The sequence below is a fragment of the Myroides sp. DF42-4-2 genome (assembly GCF_030326445.1).
In the GTDB taxonomy this organism is placed as follows: Bacteria; Bacteroidota; Bacteroidia; order Flavobacteriales; family Flavobacteriaceae; genus Flavobacterium.
On the sequence record NZ_JACAKI010000007.1, the window covers coordinates 82,838 to 101,360 of the forward strand.

At 39.9% G+C, this 18,523-nt stretch carries 14 protein-coding genes; 1 reads left to right on the forward strand and 13 read right to left on the reverse strand.

All coding sequences use genetic code 11. The annotated features are described in order from the left end of the window. Positions 1 to 6: 6 nt before the first annotated feature. The 10 genes from gyrA to HX062_RS07345 all read right to left on the reverse strand — a co-directional run bounded on the left by gyrA (position 7) and on the right by HX062_RS07345 (position 12,973). Positions 7 to 2,550: a DNA gyrase subunit A gene (gene gyrA, locus HX062_RS07300; protein ID WP_286466972.1), complete on the reverse strand. Its 2,544-nt coding sequence runs from the start codon at positions 2,548 to 2,550 to the stop codon at positions 7 to 9. A 278-nt stretch (positions 2,551 to 2,828) separates the two neighbouring features. Continuing rightward, positions 2,829 to 3,626, reverse strand: a complete 798-nt coding sequence (locus HX062_RS07305) for an ABC transporter substrate-binding protein (RefSeq protein WP_182627636.1) — start codon at positions 3,624 to 3,626, stop codon at positions 2,829 to 2,831. A 3-nt stretch (positions 3,627 to 3,629) separates the two neighbouring features. Further along, positions 3,630 to 4,451 (reverse strand): orotidine-5'-phosphate decarboxylase, encoded by an 822-nt coding sequence (gene pyrF, locus HX062_RS07310; protein ID WP_182627639.1) that lies wholly within the window; start codon positions 4,449 to 4,451, stop codon positions 3,630 to 3,632. Positions 4,452 to 4,511: 60 nt separating this feature from the next. After that, the gene (gene prfA, locus HX062_RS07315; RefSeq protein WP_182627641.1) at positions 4,512 to 5,585 is read right to left on the reverse strand and encodes a peptide chain release factor 1; all 1,074 of its coding nucleotides are present in this window, start codon (positions 5,583 to 5,585) and stop codon (positions 4,512 to 4,514) included. Positions 5,586 to 5,679: 94 nt separating this feature from the next. Beyond that, entirely contained in the window at positions 5,680 to 6,285 is a 606-nt protein-coding gene (locus HX062_RS07320) for a YceI family protein (protein ID WP_182627643.1), read from the reverse strand. Between the two features lie 684 nt (positions 6,286 to 6,969). Next, a complete protein-coding gene (locus HX062_RS07325; protein ID WP_182627644.1) occupies positions 6,970 to 8,442 on the reverse strand; it encodes an aminoacyl-histidine dipeptidase in 1,473 nt (490 codons plus the stop codon). Between the two features lie 142 nt (positions 8,443 to 8,584). Then, complete coding sequence (locus tag HX062_RS07330; protein ID WP_286466973.1) at positions 8,585 to 9,427, reverse strand: EamA family transporter; 843 nt, start codon at positions 9,425 to 9,427, stop codon at positions 8,585 to 8,587. A 287-nt stretch (positions 9,428 to 9,714) separates the two neighbouring features. Beyond that, positions 9,715 to 10,731, reverse strand: a complete 1,017-nt coding sequence (locus tag HX062_RS07335) for an acyl-CoA dehydrogenase family protein (RefSeq protein ID WP_182627646.1) — start codon at positions 10,729 to 10,731, stop codon at positions 9,715 to 9,717. Continuing rightward, on the reverse strand, positions 10,718 to 11,314 hold the full coding sequence (pnuC, locus tag HX062_RS07340) for a nicotinamide riboside transporter PnuC (protein WP_286466974.1): 597 nt from the start codon (positions 11,312 to 11,314) through the stop codon (positions 10,718 to 10,720). The genes HX062_RS07335 and pnuC overlap by 14 nt, the downstream gene beginning before the upstream one ends. A 243-nt stretch (positions 11,315 to 11,557) precedes the next feature. Further along, on the reverse strand, positions 11,558 to 12,973 hold the full coding sequence (locus HX062_RS07345) for an aminotransferase-like domain-containing protein (protein WP_182627650.1): 1,416 nt from the start codon (positions 12,971 to 12,973) through the stop codon (positions 11,558 to 11,560). An 87-nt stretch (positions 12,974 to 13,060) separates the two neighbouring features. Between HX062_RS07345 and HX062_RS07350 the strand changes: the two genes are divergently transcribed. Continuing rightward, positions 13,061 to 13,936, forward strand: a complete 876-nt coding sequence (locus HX062_RS07350; protein WP_182627652.1) for a DMT family transporter — start codon at positions 13,061 to 13,063, stop codon at positions 13,934 to 13,936. A gap of 660 nt (positions 13,937 to 14,596) precedes the next feature. On the opposite strand, the gene HX062_RS07355 is transcribed toward HX062_RS07350, so the two are convergent. From HX062_RS07355 to HX062_RS07365, 3 genes are read right to left on the reverse strand one after another with little or no spacing between them, the layout of a single operon-like run. After that, positions 14,597 to 16,306 (reverse strand): sensor histidine kinase, encoded by a 1,710-nt coding sequence (locus HX062_RS07355; RefSeq protein ID WP_286466977.1) that lies wholly within the window; start codon positions 16,304 to 16,306, stop codon positions 14,597 to 14,599. Continuing rightward, the gene (locus HX062_RS07360) at positions 16,303 to 17,433 is read right to left on the reverse strand and encodes a sensor protein KdpD (RefSeq protein WP_182627656.1); all 1,131 of its coding nucleotides are present in this window, start codon (positions 17,431 to 17,433) and stop codon (positions 16,303 to 16,305) included. Before HX062_RS07360 ends, HX062_RS07355 begins: the two co-directional genes overlap by 4 nt. Continuing rightward, complete coding sequence (locus HX062_RS07365) at positions 17,434 to 18,522, reverse strand: porin (RefSeq protein ID WP_220497683.1); 1,089 nt, start codon at positions 18,520 to 18,522, stop codon at positions 17,434 to 17,436. It lies immediately after the preceding gene. Between the last annotated feature and the right edge of the window lies 1 nt (position 18,523).

Sequence of the window (18,523 nt, forward strand, 5' to 3'; positions counted from 1 at the left end):
ATTGTTTTACTCTTGATCTTGATCTTCTTCTGTTTGTTCGTTTATCTCCTCGTTTTCCGCTAAGATAGTTCCGTCAATTTCTACAAATTCTTGGTCTTGATCTTCCTCATCATCTTCCTTCATTACCTTACAAACTGCGGCAATTGAATCGTTTCCTTTGATGTTGATCAGACGAACACCTTGAGTTGCACGTCCCATTACACGTAAATCAGATACACGCATACGGATTGTTAATCCTGATTTGTTGATGATCATCAAATCATCCGCATCCGTTACCGCATTAATTGAAACCAATAATCCAGTTTTATCACTGATATTCATGGTTTTCACTCCTTTTCCACCGCGGTTCGTTTCTCTGTACTCCTCTAAGGCTGAACGCTTACCATATCCGTTTTCAGATACAACTAAGATTTCGCTATTCATATCGTTAACCGATACCATTCCGATTACCTCGTCTTTATCATCTGCTAGGGTAATTCCGCGAACTCCTGAAGCTGTTCTTCCCATTGGACGTGTTTTCTCCTCGTCAAAGCGAACTAATTTTCCAGATTTAACGGCAATAAGTACTTTACTCTTACCATCTGTTAATTTTGCTTCTAGTAATTCGTCGTCTTCTTTAATGGTAATAGCGTTGATACCGTTTTGTCTTGGACGTGAATATTGTTCTAATGGCGTTTTCTTCACTTGACCTTTTTTGGTGGCCATGATAACGAAGTGATTGTTGATGTACTCTTCATCTTTAAGATCTTGCGTACAGATAAACGCTTTCACTTTGTCGTCATTTTCAATATTAATCAAGTTTTGGATCGCACGCCCTTTGCTTACTTTAGTTCCTTCTGGAATTTCGTAAACGCGCATCCAGAAACATTTTCCTTTTTGCGTAAAGAACAACATATATTGGTGGTTAGTAGCCACATACATATGCTCTAAGAAATCTTGATCTCGTGTACCCGCCGATTTTTGTCCTACGCCTCCTCTATTTTGTGTTTTGTACTCTGATAGAGGGGTACGTTTAATATAACCTGCGTGAGAAATAGTAATAACTACTTGTTCATCTGCAATAAGGTCTGTTATACTAACGTCTCCACCAGCATATTCAATTACAGAGCGACGCTCATCACCGAATTTCTCTTTTACTTCGATTAACTCTTCCTTAATCAAGTTCATTCGCATGTCTTTGCTTGCTAATAACTCTCTTAAGTGATTGATTAACTTCATGATTTCTTCATACTCTGCACGTAGTTTGTCTTGCTCTAGTCCAGTTAACTGACGTAGACGCATTTCAACAATTGCACGGGCTTGAATCTCAGATAAAGAAAAGCGCTCGATTAATTTAGCTCTAGCTTCATCTGCATTGCTTGATGAGCGAATCAAAGCGATTACTTCGTCAATATTATCAGAAGCGATAATTAACCCTTCTAAAATATGTGCGCGTTCTTCTGCTTTTCTCAATTCAAATTGCGTACGTCTAACCACAACATCATGTCTGTGTTCTACGAAGTGGTAGATCAGCTCTTTTAAATTTAAGGTTTGTGGACGTCCATCAACTAGGGCAATATTATTTACACTGAAGGAAGACTGCAACTGCGTATACTTATATAGCGTATTTAATACGATATTAGGAATAGCATCGCGTTTTAATACGTAAACGATACGCATCCCTTTACGATCGGATTCATCGCGTATCGTTGCGATACCTTCGATTTTTTTCTCATTAACTGCCTCTGCAGTTTTTTTGATCATTTCCGCTTTGTTGACTTGGAACGGAATTTCTGTAACCACGATGCACTCTCTTCCATCTACTTCTTCGAAGTTGGCTTTAGCACGCATAACAACGCGACCGCGCCCTGTTTTGAATGCTTCTCTAACCCCTTCATAACCGTAGATCACCCCCCCTGTAGGGAAATCAGGTGCTTTGATGTGGTTCATCAATTCGTCAATTTCAATCTCGTTGTTGTCGATATAGGCCAAGGTACCATCAATAACCTCCGAAAGGTTGTGAGGCGCCATATTAGTTGCCATACCAACGGCAATACCCGAAGCTCCATTTACCAATAGCGTAGGAATACGCGTAGGCATTACTCTAGGCTCTTCTAAGGTATCGTCAAAGTTCAATTGGAAGTCAACTGTTTCTTTGTCGATATCAGCTAGAATTTCTTCGGATATCTTCTTCATTCTAGCCTCAGTATAACGCATCGCTGCCGGGCTATCTCCATCTACAGATCCAAAGTTACCTTGTCCATCTACAAGTAAATATCGCATGCTCCAATCCTGAGCCATACGCACCATGGCGTCATATACAGAACTATCACCGTGTGGGTGGTATTTACCTAAAACTTCCCCTACAATTCTGGCAGACTTTTTATGTGCTCTATTAGACATAACGCCTAATTCATACATACCAAATAACACTCTTCGATGCACAGGTTTTAAGCCATCTCTAACATCGGGAAGCGCTCGAGATACAATCACCGACATCGAATAGTCAATGTAGGCTGATTTCATCTGTTCCTCAATGTTAATAGGAATCAACTTTTCTCCTTCAGACATAAGTATATTAAATTTTAAATTCTCATTATTAAACGTGCTAATATACAGATTTTATCGCGTTTTTCCATACGCTACTCATAGGAAATAGCTGTTTTTTTTACCCTTTTTGTGTTTTTTTTCCATCACATACCTAAATAGAGTCATTTTGAGGTAGGAATTAGCCACTTTAGCCCTCCCCATGTACCCTAAAGGGGTATAAATGGATTGTTTTCCCAACATCCTGTTTGGCCTAGGTAGGGACCAAAATAAAAAAATCTCACCTATAGTGAGATTTCCTTTTATAATCGGTTGTGAATTTGCTTGAAATAATCAAAGGCTTTACACACATGAGTGCCGTACCAAGAAAACATTTCTCCTTCGACAAACACTGTTTTTCCATGATGGGTAAATCGCCCAATTTCAAAGGCGTCCTCTTCTTGGAACGCATAAGGAAGGGAAGGCAAGAAAATTACTTCGGGATCTCCTTGGATGCGAATCTTTTTGATTTCCACTTCTGGATAACGTTCTAGGCGGTTGGCATAGACATTTTCAAACTGGTTGAGCGTTAATAGCTCGTGAATAAACGTCCCCTCTCCTGCTACGACAAAGGGGTCTTTCCCGACAAAATAGGCGGCTTTAAATCCTTGTTTTTGCAAGACAAAGTCCATCAAATCCCGCTGTCCAAACTGAATTTTATCGATCCATTTACGCGCTTCTGTGCGCTTGTTGAACAATTGACCTAAGGCTTCAATGAGTTGGGTGTTTTGGTCCATCGTTCGAACATCAGTCAACCATATCGGACAAATCCCCTTTAATTGCTCAATAACCGCTAGGGTGTTTTCTTCGACATTTGCAATAATAATAGCTGGATGCAACGCTTTTATCTGTTCGATCGCTACTTGTTTGGGTGCTCCTACACTCTCCTTCGTCACTTTTAAGTGATAAGGGTGAATACAAGCCGTTGTAATGCCGACTAACTCATCTTCTAAGCCTAAGTCAAAAAGCGTTTCCGTTACAGCAGGTACAAGTGAAATAATGCGCTTCGGCATTTGCTCAAAGACGTGTTCACGACCTAGTTGATCCTTTGTTACTATCATAATCTAAAATCTATCGTTTAAAATGGCCTGCATTTCACTTTGCATCTTCAGGGCTTCTTCTCTCGCTCTTGCTGCAAAATCGGCCTGATTGGATGCGTATATAATGCCTCTTGAGGAGTTGATTAACAAACCTACATTATCCGCTAATCCATATTGGCAAACATCGCGTAAGCTACCGCCTTGTGCGCCAACTCCTGGTACAAGTAAAAAGCTGTTTGGCACTACTTGGCGAATATCTTTAAAGTATTCCGCTTTGGTCGCGCCTACTACATACATCAGATTGGCTGCATTTTTATAGGTTTGTGAGGTTTGAATCACTTTTTTATACAGGGGTTCGCCGTCAATTAATTTCGTTTGAAAGTCAAAAGCCCCTTCATTAGACGTCAAGGCCAATAAAATGGTGTGTTTATTTTCAAAGGCCAAGAAAGGCTCTACAGAGTCTTTCCCCATATAAGGTGCTACGGTTACGCTGTCAAAGGCCATATCTTCAAAAAAAGCCTGGGCATACATCGAAGCTGTATTGCCAATATCACCGCGTTTTGCATCGGCAATGGTAAAGAGGTCCGGGTAATTTTCTTTGATATAAGCAATGGTCTTTTTCAAAGATTCCCACCCTTTGATACCATAGGCCTCAAAAAAAGCAATATTGGGTTTATAGGCTACCGCCAAATCGTGCGTAGCATCGATAATAGCTTTGTTGAAACTAAAGATAGGGTCTTCCTCTTCTAGCAAAAAAGCGGGAATTTTCGTTAAATCAACGTCTAATCCCACACATAGAAATGATTTTTTACGCTGAATTTGCTCCAGGAGTTGTTGTGTTGTCATGGTCTAAGTAGTTTTAAAAAAAACCACACTGCTTAGTGTGGTTTCTCTTTATCTTGCAGTTTAATAAACTTCGCTTTCTTTTAATTTTTCCGTATTACTTACTAACTGTAATTCATCAATAATTTTCTGAATACCGCCGTTCATTACACCATCTAAATCGTAAAGTGTTAATCCGATACGGTGGTCTGTAACACGTCCTTGTGGATAGTTATAGGTTCTAATTTTTGCTGAACGGTCACCACTACTTACCTGAGAGTTACGTTTTTTAGCGTCTTCTTCTTGTTTCTTGGCCAATTCCATTTCATATAAACGAGAACGCAATACAGACAAGGCTTTATCCTTGTTTTTGTGCTGTGATTTCTCATCCTGACATTGAGCAACTAATCCCGTTGGAATATGCGTCATACGCACAGCTGACTTCGTCGTATTTACCGACTGTCCTCCAGGTCCTGACGAACAGAACAAATCAATACGAACATCGTTCATGTCAATGTGTACATCAAATTCTTCTGCCTCTGGCAATACCATTACGGTAGCAGCAGAGGTGTGTACACGTCCTTGTGTCTCTGTTTGAGGAACACGTTGTACGCGGTGTACACCTGCTTCAAACTTCAACGTTCCATAAACATCTTCTCCTGTTACCTCGAAAATAACCTCTTTGTACCCGCCTGAAGTTCCTTCATTCACGTCTACAACAGATGTTCTCCACCCTCTTGACTCACAGTATTTCGTGTACATTCTAAACAAATCACCTGCGAAAATACTAGCTTCATCACCTCCTGTTCCCGCGCGAACTTCAACCATTACGTTTTTCGCGTCTTCTGGATCTTTCGGTATTAAAAGGAATTTGATTTCTTCTTCTAGTTCTGGCAAACGATCTTTCGCCTCGTCTAGCTGCATCTTGGCCATCTCCACCATTTCGGCATCGCTTCCATCTGCTAAGATTTCATTCGCTTCTGCTATATTTCCTGTTAGACTTATGTATTCCGCTCGTTTCTCAACTAACTGCTTTAAGTCTTTATATTCTTTGTTTAATTGAACATAGCGCTTTTGATCCGCAATAACATCTGGTTGAATAATCAAATCAGATACTTCATCAAAACGTTGTTTAATAATTTGTAATCGATCTATCATATCTTTAAAAGAGATAATTTAATTGGATTGCAAAGTTAAAAAAAAAGAGGAATATATTCGCATATTCCTCTTCAATTCGTTTATTTATGTATTTTTATTTTTTAATCTCCACAGCGATTTCTACGTCAGACCATGTTTTCCCTTCGTGTAAGGCATTACAAGCTGCGTGTAAGGCTGTAAAAGCGTCTTTTGCTGCGAAGTCTTCTAGGATGTCGATTGATCCTGTTAGTTTTACTCCTGCTTCAGTCGCCTCATAAGCAAATTCTTTTTCTTTGGTAATGCCATTCAACGTTAAGTGTACTGTAACTTTTCCGTCTTTAAACTCTCCAAAAAATCCGTTGATATTACCAACTAATTTAGTAAAGAAATTCAAGCGCAATGTCTCGTCTCTTGCTGGATCTCCAGTACTAGCTGAACTCGTAACAATAGCGAATTGAGCTCCTTTTAACCCCTCTTCTAAGGTCGCCGCTTCACGGTTTACTTCTGACAATTTGATCTCGTCAAAAGTTCCCTTTACGCCAACTTTAGCTGGTGTTTTAAATGCTGTCCACTCAACGGTATACGTCAACTCCTTTTGTTTTGGCGTTTCCGCTGTTTGTTCTACTCCTTGCTCAGGCGCAGTTGTATCGGTTGATTTTTTATCTCCACATGAAATAGCTACTAAACTAACTAAAGCAAGCGCTAAAATTGATTTTTTCATACTGTTTTTGAGTTTTATTGTCTTAAAGCAACTAATGTACAAAAAGCAATTTACAATTCAACTTGCTTAAAAATTAAAATTTACTTAAAATATTTGGGAACTCCCTACATGCTCTAAAATGCCAGCTTGATTTTCTGTTTTCCTTCCAACTGTCTAAAGCAGCCTCCATTAACAGCTTTTAGTATAGGGAGAGAAATAGTGTTTGCCGCGCTGCAAGTAACATAATTTCTAGGGGATTTTTTCTGGTCTTGTTCGAGTCTTGTTCGAGTCTCCTTCGGTAAAATGGCTTCTAACCCAATGAAACACGAACAAGACTCGAAGAAGTACCGAAGAAAACACAAAAACAAACACATACCAAACTGATTGCAGGCACTTTATCTCAATTTCTTGTGAAAAATAATGCCCTTTTATACCCTTGTAAGGTAAAATGTGGTAGTTAAGGATAAGGGGTGTTTTTACACTACTTCAATTTGTTTACGTTTGTAGTGCATGCATGTAGGGACTGAAGGGGAAGCAAGGATTCTACAAGACCTAACAACAACTAAATCAGCTAGATTATGACAGAAAGTATAGACAGAATTTTGGACAGGGGAAACGGAATGAACTTCGCTTTTGGATATAAAAAAACAGCAAGAGCGAAAAGCTGCCTGCTGTTTTTATAGGGTTAACGATCTTGAGATACGTTTATTTCTTTAGTGGAATTTGCTTTAAGATTTCTAAAACGAAGTTCCAAAATTTTTGTAGTGATTCAATATTAGCACGTTCTGCAGGAGAGTGTGCTCCTTTGATCGTAGGACCAAAAGAAATCATGTCCATCTCTGGGTAATGAGTTCCTAAGATTCCACATTCTAAGCCAGCGTGACAAGCGACTACATTTGGTTTTTCACTGTGTTGTTTTTCGTAAATATCAACTAAAACATCTAGAATTTCAGAATCTGGGTTTGGACTCCATCCTGGGTATGAACCTGAGAACTCTACTTCACATCCCATCAATTCAAATGCTGCACGTAAACCGTTGGCAACGTCCATTTTAGAAGATTCAACAGAAGAACGTGTTAAACATTTTACTGTTAGCTGTCCTTGCCCTACTTCTACTTTTGCAATATTGTTTGAAGCTTCTACTAAATCGTCAAAATCAGGGCTCATGCGGAATACGCCATTGTGTGCTGCGTACATTGAACGCACAAAGAAGTATTGCGCCATAGACGGCATTACTTTTTTCGGTGTTTCTGCCTCGTCTAATTTCTCAAAAATAACCTCTAACCCTGGATCTACGGTGTGTAATTCCGCTTTGATTTCTTCTACAATTTGCGTCATATCATACACAAAAGCTTCGTCATACATCTGAGCGATCACCACTGTTGCTACACTTTCACGTGGAATAGCGTTGCGCAAGCTTCCTCCTTTGATTGTTGCGATTTGCAAGCCAAAGTTGTCAAAAGAATCAAATAACAAGCGGTTCATGATTTTATTGGCATTCCCCAAACCTTTGTGGATGTCCATGCCCGAGTGTCCTCCGTTTAATCCTTTGACAGTAATGCGGTATCCCACTGCATTTTCTGGCGCGTCTTCTTCATCGTATTCTGCAGCGGCTGTTACATCAATTCCTCCTGCACATCCGATATCGATTTCATCGTCTTCTTCTGTATCTAAATTTAGTAAGATTTCACCTTCTAGCAATCCTCCTTTTAGGCCTTTTGCCCCTGTCATTCCCGTTTCTTCATCAATTGTAAACAAGGCTTCAATTGCCGGATGTGGGATATCTTTACTCTCTAGGATTGCCATAATTGTAGCCACACCTAGGCCGTTGTCCGCTCCTAAAGTAGTTCCCTTAGCGCGTACCCATCCATCTTCTACATACATTTCGATTCCCTGTGTATCGAAATCAAAATCTGTATCATTATTTTTTTGGTGAACCATATCCAAATGCGATTGCATCACAATGGTCTTTCTGTTCTCCATTCCAGCTGTAGCCGGTTTTTTAATGATTACGTTTCCTACTTCATCTTGGATTGTTTCCAACCCCAACGATTTTCCAAAGTCTACCATAAAAGCAATTACGCGTTCTTCTTTTTTTGAAGGACGAGGCACTGCATTCAAATCGGCAAACTTATTCCAAACTTGTTTTGGCTCTAAGTTTCTTATTTCTTGATTCATAATATCACTATAAATTCGTATTATTCCTTGTTCTTCAAAGGTAAACTATTCTCTTTAAAAATGGGCGAATTGGTTAGTTTTGTTGACGTTCATCCGCAGCAATGCTAAAACAACCTTAAATATTTACTTAAACAAGTACAGTTTAAGCAACTCTAGGTGAGGTAATTGTAGTTCCGATACTAGCAAAAACCACACAAGCAACAGACAGCCATTGCACTAGGCTTAGGGCTTCACCTAAAAAAATTAATCCACTTAAGGCTGCGAATGCGGGATGTAAACTCGTCAAAATGCTAAAGCTCTTTGGGGGAATTCGCTTCATGGCTACCAGGTCTAAGGTAAAAGGCAAAGAGCTCGACAAAATGGCAACAGCAAGTCCTATGAAGAACAACGGCCAAGTTAGGTGCACTAAACCGCCAGAGGCAATTCCAACAGGCACAATAATCATGGCGGCAAATACAGTTCCGATAGACACAGCTGTTCGTCCGTCGATGAGTTGGGTGACTTTAGTTCCCATTACGATATAGCCTACCCAAAACATACCTGCCATAAAAGCCATGCCTAATCCCACTAGATCTACATTACTGCTTTTCCAAGGCACAATGAGCAATATACCGATACACGCGAGTATCGCCCAAAGAACATCCAATAGTCGGCGCGATAAAAACAAGGCCAATAGCAGAGGACCGACAAATTCAACGGTTACTCCCAAGCCCAATGGTACGCGCTCAATGGCAAAGTAAAACAGCAAATTCATTCCACCGATACTTACTCCATATCCCAAGCAGCACAGCCATTGTTTTTTCGTTAAAGCTTTTAGATTGGGCCTATTAATTACTAGTAGTAAGATAGCAGATAGACCAATACGCAAGGAGCTTGCACCAGCTGGCCCTAAAACAGGAAACAGCTTTTTTGCTAAAGACGCACCACCTTGTACACACATAATTGAGGTCAAGGCAGCCGAAATAGCCGTTCTTTTTTCACTCATTTCAACCAATTAAACCGAGCGTTTTATATCAAAAGTGAACAAAACCCCCATTTGCTGCAAAAGTACTGCTTCAAGCGTAGTATCCCAATGAAAAAGTGGTTTTTATTTTAGAAGCAGAGCGAATTAACCCCAGCCTAAGCGATAGACGTATGAACAAAGTAAGTGTACAACATAGCCCGGAATTAGTGATTAAAGCATCCTATAGTACGGTTTTAGAGCTAATAAAAGACATAGGAAGTAGAAGTGCTTTGCAGTATTTGGCTAATGCTCACGCTGGGGTAAAGGTGCTACTTCTTTACTTCCGCTCTAAAATTGGCGTGTTGTGTAGCGGTAAAGAAATCACAGAAAACCTGATGTATCGGTTGGTCAACCTGCGTTCCTTTAATCCCTAATTGGGTATATACTTGGATTACTTGCGGTATTAGTTGTTCTACTATGCATCGACCGTAGTGGTGAATCTCTTCCTCTAATGCTGCAGAAATGGGTAGGTGCTGCTCTAATATTCCTTCAAGTTGAATCGCGTAAGTTAAAATTCCCTCCAAGGCAATCTGTATGCGTTGCTGATGGGTATATATGCGGTCAGAACCCAAAGTATTGGCTGCTTCTTCCATGAAATGAGCGGCCATCCCCAAATAGTTAACGAGGAGGGTTAAATCAGCAAATAAGCGAAAGGGAATCTTGGTGATTGCATCATCAGTATAAAACACATCATATACAAAGCGGTAATCTGCAGGAATCACTGCTTCTTTTACTACAAAAGAATAGGTTCCCGTGGCTTTCATCCCCATGGATTTCCAATTAGGAATAATATTCACTTGTGATTTGGGAATGATAAAGGAGTGAACAACCGCTGTACCAGTATCGTCTACAACAGGTTTACCTTGCTTGAGCAGCTTGGCATTGAGGGTAAAATGGCTGAGATAAGGTGCTCCAGTGGCATACTCCCACTGTCCATGTACCACAAAGGTTCCATCGGCTTGTTCATCGGCAGTTCCGCCTAGCATACCACTGCCTCCAAAACAGGTATACTCACTAGCAAACAGGGCTTTTGCTGTATTGGGTTGCATATTTCGCGAAAAATAATTGGCTCCTGCGCAGAGCGTCAACATCCATCCTAAACTGCCATCTATTTTGGCCCAATCATATAAGTAGAGTAAGCCTGTTTTAAAATCACAACCCAACCCCCCATAGGCTTGAGGTACCCATATTTGCAGCCATCGCTCTTTGTAAATATGGGAAATAACTTCATCTGAAATGGCCGTTGCTCCTTGCATGGCCTTTCTCAATTCACTAGCGTTTAACATACTCTTCTTCTTTTAAAATATTATTCCACTTGACATAGCCCAATACTGCAACAACAAATAAAAACACAGTTAACCCCGCATATAGGTATAAATTTTTGTGCAACATCAACGGCACAGAAATAAAATTACTGATATTCAATAAAATCCAGTTTTCTATTTTTCGTTTGGCCATCAACCACATCCCTGCCCATGCAAATGCAGTCACTAAAGAATCCCAAATGGGAACATCTGAATCGGTATATTGGGTGAGAAATAGCCAAAATAATCCAAAAGTGAAGCTGACAATGCCCAAAACAATCCACTTGTCTGTTGCATTTGTTCGCGAGATTTTTGCTTCTTCTTTTTGTTTGCCGTATTTCCAGAATAACCAGCCGTAGATGCTCATACCCAAATAGTATAGGTTGAGCGTAAATTCTGCATATAGCTTGGCGGTAATCATCACGTAAAGTGTTAGGGAGATACCCGCAATTCCAAAAAGATAATTGTTGGAGTTATTCCTCGAAGCAAGTACAACTTGAATCATAGAAAAAAAGACACCGAGCCATTCGGTCCACGTAGTTTGTTGTAAGATTTCCTGCATCATATTAACTTAACTAAAGTAAATGATGAGATGATAAATGGTTGATCCCTACGCTAGCATTACCTAGATCAGGTGCGGAAACTGGTTCCAGGGTATCATCTCAGCCACACCATGGTGTAGCACCCCTTTCAAGTGACAAAGGTGACATTTTTTTTTCATACAAAAAAATTTAGGAAATAGCTGTGTGTGCATAAAAAACAACCGTCAGTTAATCAGCGTTTTACAACTACCCTCCTCCTGCTTCAACTATACACACCCTAGGCTAAGGGTTCCTATTCGTTTGAGTTGTTGTTCTATTTCTTTGGTCCAAGGCAAGCCAATACTGATTCGAATACAGTTTTGAAACTGTCCTTGTACCGTAAACATTCGCCCTGGTGCAATACTAATACCTTCTTTCAAACAACGGTCGTACAACTTCAGGGTATTGACCTTTTCGTCAAATTCAATCCACAATGACAACCCACCTTCAGGACGGGTAACTTTTGTACCTGCTGGAAATTCATTCACGATAACCGCGAGCATTTTTTGATAGTTGGCAAACAAGCTTTGCCTCAATTTGCGCAAGTGTTTTTCGTATTTTCCCGACTTAATAAAATTCGCAACTGCTTCTTGAACAATGGCGGGGGATGAAATAGAGTGAATTAATTTCTGCTCAATGACTTTGTCTTGATATTTTCCTGCACTAACCCAACCCACGCGATAGCCTGGGGCTAAGGTCTTAGAAACGGCACTACACCACAGCACATTACCTGTTGTGTCAAACGCTTTACAACACATGGGGCGCTTACCGCTGAAGTTTAAATCTCCATATACATCATCTTCAATCAAGGGAATAGAATGAGAAGCAAGTAGCTCCACCACTTTCTTTTTGTTTTCGATAGGCATACAACTACCTAAAGGTGTGTTGTAATTGGTAATCAACAAACAAATATCAATCATCGGGCATACGCGTTCTAAGGCGTCGAGTTTTACTCCAGTAACGGGATCTGTCGGCAGTTCTAATACTTTAAAACCCAAATCAATTGCCAGTTGAAAGATTCCAGGATAACACGGACTCTCGATAGCAACGGTATCGCCCGCTTTTCCCAGTGCTAATAAGCAGAGGGATATGGCGTGTATGCTTCCATTGGTCGTTACTACTTCATCCTCGGTAAGCGCACCTCCCCACGTCATGGAACGAGCGGCAATCATTCGCCTGAGGTTGATATTGCCTTGAACACCTTCATAGTCCACTCCCCCGTATTTCATTTCTTTCGCCGCCTGAATAATTTCCTTTTTCATCTGAGCAGCAGGTAAAAACTCCCCATAGAGTGAGTTGAAAGAAAATAAAGTCAAGGCTTCATTTCCCATATGGGAATAGACTTTATTGATGATCTTTTTAGGGACATCCATATCGGCTAATGGCGTTGGATTACTCGCCTTTGGCAAGGGAAAATGAGGGTAATGCACATGACTTACAAAATAACCCGATTGGGGAACGGCAAGGACTAAAGATTGAGATTCGAGTTCCAAATAGATGCGTTTTGCCGTATTCATACTGATATTGTACGTCCTACACAACTCGCGTATTGAAGGAAGGCGATCGCCTTTTTTGAAAATGCCGTTTCGAATTTGATTGGCCAGCTTTTCCGCTAGGCGCAAATAGATGAATTTTTCTTCCATAAAATATACTGTACCCATCCAAAGATACAAAACTGCGACTGTGTTTGTTTCTAATTTCGCTTTACTTTTGAAAAAAAATAGAAATACATGAAAGCAACAGCAGTAAACAATACCTCGAGTGGATGGATCAATGGATTCATTGGCGTACTATTATTTAGTGGATCTATGCCGGCTACCAAAGTAGCGGTACTGAGTTTAGATCCTATTTTTGTCACCTTGGTACGCGCTTTAGTTGCAGCTGTTCTCGCGGGTATATTTCTGTATTACACCAAAGCGTCTTTTCCTACGAAGCTAGAGTCAAAATCAATTATCTTGATTGCTGGGGGTGCGGTAATAGGATTTCCGTTATTATCATCCTTGGCTTTACAGCATATGACTGCTGCTCGATCTTTAGTTTTTGTGGGAACTTTACCACTGAGTACGGCTATTTTTGCTGTGTTACGCGGAAAGGAAAAGCCTAAACCTCTCTTTTGGCTCTTTGCCCTACTAGGGAGTGGGCTCGTGGTGGCCTTCGCTTATGCCCAGCAAGCAACTAGCTCGATTACGGGTGATTTACTAATGCTCGCTGCTATTATACTCTGCGGATTGGCCTATGCTGAAGGTGCTGTACTTACAAAATCAATGGGTGGAAGCCAAGTAATTTCTTGGGCTATTATCTATGCTTTGCCTATTTTATTGCCTTGCCTTTTCTTTTTTCTACCTCCCTCTCTGCACGCTATACAAACTGATACTTGGGTGAGTTTACTTTACTTGGGCACAATGAGTATGTTTACAGGATTTATCTTTTGGTATAAAGGATTAGCTCAAGGTGGAATCGCCACTGTAGGTCAACTGCAATTGCTACAACCCTTCTTTGGCTTAGCTCTCGCTGCTCTTTTCTTAAATGAATCCGTTTCTGTAGGTATGATTGGCGTAACCCTAGGCGTAGTTTTATCTGTAGCAGCGAGCAAGAAGTTTGCCTAAACTAAGGAGACAAACGCAGTGCTTGCATCTGTGAATGATGAATATAGACAAATTTCAATTAGTTGATTTAGAATAACATAAAGCACATCAAGTAAATAAAAAGTTTAGGTTTAATTGCTGAGCAGCGATGAAGGAATATATCCTTTTTTGCTTTTTCCTTGCTAACTAGTTCCATTTTCTACAGTGCAGAACAAGTCGTGCTTTTACAAAAAGAAAAGCTGGGACTTTGCACGCAAAGCCCCAGCTTGATTTGAATTATATTCCCCTAAAACGTAAGTACAAACAGATGAAATTGCATCCTCCTATTTCATATTTACACTAACTCAAATCTCTTAAAAGTCGGCCACTTTTATGCGTTTTACTTTTAAATTTTGCGCTTTTCTTTTTTTCAATCCATCCTCCTATTATTCCTTACTTGGATAATAAAGGGACGGCCTTTGCTATAAACGAGAATCTCACCTATCGTCAGTAGCTTTTTCTTTTTCACAGTACTCTTTTTCTAATACAAATCAAAACTATTAAAATAAATGCAAGAAAATGAAAAAATAGTATACCTAAATACACTAAAGTGTTCAAAAACAACAAAATACCGACTTAAATAACGTTAAAGTATTGCGTAATATTTATAAAAATTTAGATAAATAAGTAAGAACACAAAAATTAATGTTTAAAAACTAAAACAAATGTGCTTCCAACTCCATATTCACTGTTTACGGAAATCCTTCCACCCTGAGCTTCAATTATTTCCTTACTAATAGCTAGGCCTAAACCTGTTCCTTCTCTATGTGTACTAGGGACTCTAAAGTAGCGATCAAAAATGCGATCGAGGTATTCAGGAGGAATTCCAATGCCCTCATCCTTTATGCGAATCGTCGTAGCAAGGTCATCTTGGAGCACTTCAATGTGCACAACCGAAGATTCATGGGAGTAATTGATGGCATTAGCAATGAGATTAGTCAATACCCAAACGGTTTTCTCTAGGTCTAATTGCAAGGGCTGAAGCGCAAAAGGCAAATCGACTTTGAGTTGAATATTCTTTTGTTCAGCCTGAATATGATTCGCTTCAACGGCATCTTGAACCACTTGATCTAACGCACATGCCTTGAGGTGTAGCGCAATTTTCCCACTTTCTATTTGCGTTAAATTGAGTAATTCTGTGGTGATTTTCAACAGTCGCCCTGCATCATCTTGAATGCTATCCACTAAAATGATTTGCTCTTCATTTAGATGACCTATGCGTTCATCTTTCAAGAGTTGTAAACTCATTTTCATCGAAGCTATAGGTGTTTTAAATTCATGAGAGACCGTGGCTATGAAGCGTGTTTTTGCAGTGTCTAATTCTTTAAATTCGGTAATATTCTTTAAAATCATCACATAGCCCACGAGTTCTTTTTGCTCCTCTCCCGTTGGGGTGAGTTCAATGTGAAGGAATTGCTTGTCGAAGTAATTTTCTTTGTCGTTGTGGATGATCTTCAAAGGTTCTTTCTCCATCACCTCTACATTGATTTCCTTGACTAACATACGCATCAAATCGTTGTAAATGGCAATGTCCTTACTGCTTTTGCCGACCATTTCTTCTTCAGCTAAACCCAAAACTTTACACGCCTCTTGGTTGACGAAGATGACCTTCATGGTTTCATCTAGTCCAATCACAACATCTGACATACTGTTGATCAGGGCTTCAATCCTCTTCTTTTGGCGCATTAACTTTGCTAAATGACTGCTGTTGTACTCTTCTAGCTTTTGCGCCATGGTGTTAAACGATTGGGCTAACTCGCCAAATTCGTTATTTTTATCCAAAAACACACGCTCTTTATAATTGCTACTAGCAATTTGTTTGATGCTCTGGGTTAGCTTCTGAATCGGATCAGCAATATTGGATGGCAAATTCATTAGTAACCCCAAAGCAATGGCAAAACAAGCAAGCCCCGCAATGGCAATCCATATCGTCGCTTGTATCGCTGTTTTATTTGCCAATTCGCTTTTGAGCTCAATGGCCTGCATATTTATTTCCATGATCTCAATCAACCAAACCCTAATTTGCATGAGCTCTTCTGGTTGTCGTCCTTGATTTTTATAGCTTTCGAAATAATTGCGCAGGGTTTTATTCATCTCCTTCTCCCCTAATTCCGTAGCATTGCCTTCTTGTTTTCTCAACTGTTCTTCAAAGTGAATCAAGCGGCTATCGCCTTTTTGATCTAAAGCACTCAACATGCTTTTAGCATAGAGCAAAGAGTTGTAATTGTCGTGGAGAATATTGCGTGTATCGAGCTTCAAAAAATGAATATACACAGCGGCTATTCCTCCTAAAAAAACAATAAGCGCAAATAGAAGCCCCAACCCCAGGGTTAATTTTGTTTTTATTCTCATTTCGAAAAGATTATAATATCAATTGGTAAAAAGGATAATTTCCTCACTAATTGGTTGAATACATTGGTTGCCAAAATAAGTTGATAAAGACGCAACCGCGGTTTGCCAATGCATATCGTTGTGATTTGTCTTTGTTCTACCTGTATTCGTATTGCTTTGGCTATATTGGCATGCTCGATTTTGATAATTTCGGCGCCTAATTCTGTAGCTAATTTAAAATTATTAATTAAATGCCGTTGTTTGTCTAACGCAATTTTATTGGGATCCTCCTTTGGGGTTTGTACATAGAGGACATACCACTTCGAATTTAAATAGCCCGCTAGACGTGCCGTCTTTCGAATGACGTTTTTGGCATTTTTCTCATTGGAACTAATACAGGCCAGAAAACGACTGGGCTTGACTATATTGGCTACATTCACTTCTGTCGCTACTTTGTTCTCTACATAGGAAGCTACTTCTTTTAATGCCAGTTCTCTTAGTTGTAAAATATTAGAGGTTGTAAAGAAGTTTTGAAGGGCCATTTGAATTTTTTCCTGCGGATAAATCTTGCCTTCTTTCAATCGCTCAATTAAGTCATTGGCGGTGAGGTCGATATTAACTACTTCATCAGCTTCTTGTAATACTTTATCTGGCACGCGCTCCGTGACATCAATGGAAGTAATCGCCTGTATGGCTTGATTTAGGCTTTCGATGTGCTGAATATTCAGTGCTGAGATCACATTGATTCCCGCATCGAGTATTTCAAATACATCTTGCCAACGTTTTTCATTTTTGCTTCCTGCAATATTGGAGTGTGCCAATTCGTCTATGATTACAATCTCAGGGCGATCTTGTAAAATGGCTTCTACGTCGAGTTCTTCGACCAATTTACCTTTGTAAAAAACAGTTTTACGCCCAATAATAGGCAACCCTTCTACTAGTGCTTGCGTTTCTTTTCGGTTATGCGTCTCGATATACCCCAACTTCACATCTATGCCGTTGCGTTGCAAATCTCTCGCTTCCATTAGCATGCGATAGGTTTTTCCAACGCCAGCACTCATTCCGATATAGATCTTAAACTTACCGCGTTTGGACCGGCGAATTAGCGCTAAAAAGTCTTCGGCGCTTTGACGTGTTTCTCTTTCCATTTACAATCGTATTGAAATACTACTTCCGAGGAAGGTTTGTTCTGAAACCGCTCTATTTGCTATACTAAAAATAGCATCTTTACTCTGTAGCGATCGGGCTTCCAATCGCCATAAAACGGCTGGTGTAATTTGACAATCCACATTAACAGAATACCCCCAGGTTTGAAAGCCATTGGGTGTATCCGTCTGTATTATGACTTGATCTCGATCTACATAATACTCGGCTCTAGCAGTCACACTCCAGCGTTGATTGACTGCATAACGTCCCATAACTAAAGGAGCATACCAAAAACTATAAGCTCGACTGTATTTTTCTTTTTGTTGCACCCCTGCGTCAAATCCAACCAATACTTTTACTGCCTCATTCAGCTGATAGGACATATAGAAATCGTGGAAATAGCGCATTTTACGCGTTTCATCGGGTGTATCACTTCCCACAAAAGAACTACTATTCAGTAGCCATCGTTCATTTGGTGTATAGGTAAGCTGATGTCCCACAGCAGGAGTTGAGTTTCCAGTAGGACGATTGATGCGTTGCCAACCATTCATAAGATGTAAGGCCATTCCCCATTTTTGATTTGGCGTTTGATAGGACAATTTTACAGCTGCTGAAAAATAAGGTGAATTTTCCGCCATGATACTACGTGTCAACGTCATAACATCAGCGCCTATCGCGCTTTCAAACCCAATATGAGATGGCATAATCCCCACATCTAGCCAAAGGTTTTGTTCCTCCATTAGTTTAACGCCAATATTGGCTTCGTAGATTTGCTTTAATCCCTCTGATTCATTAGCTAAATTGGCTGTGACATACGTTCCTGCCATAAAACCTAAATTCGATCGAACACGCGCTTTTTCATAGTTTAGTTTCACCATGCCAAAATTCAAATTCACCTCATTATGCCGGTCATAGGAATATAAAAAGGAATTTAATTTTCCAGTTGGAGTTTGATTAAAATCATATGTATAGTAAACTTCTCCATAGGCTTGTACTTTTACATCGTCTAGCCATTTGTTTTGTTGGGCGTAGGCAGATGAAAAAGCAAGTGCACTTAGTATAAGTACACCTACTATTATTTTCTCTTTCATT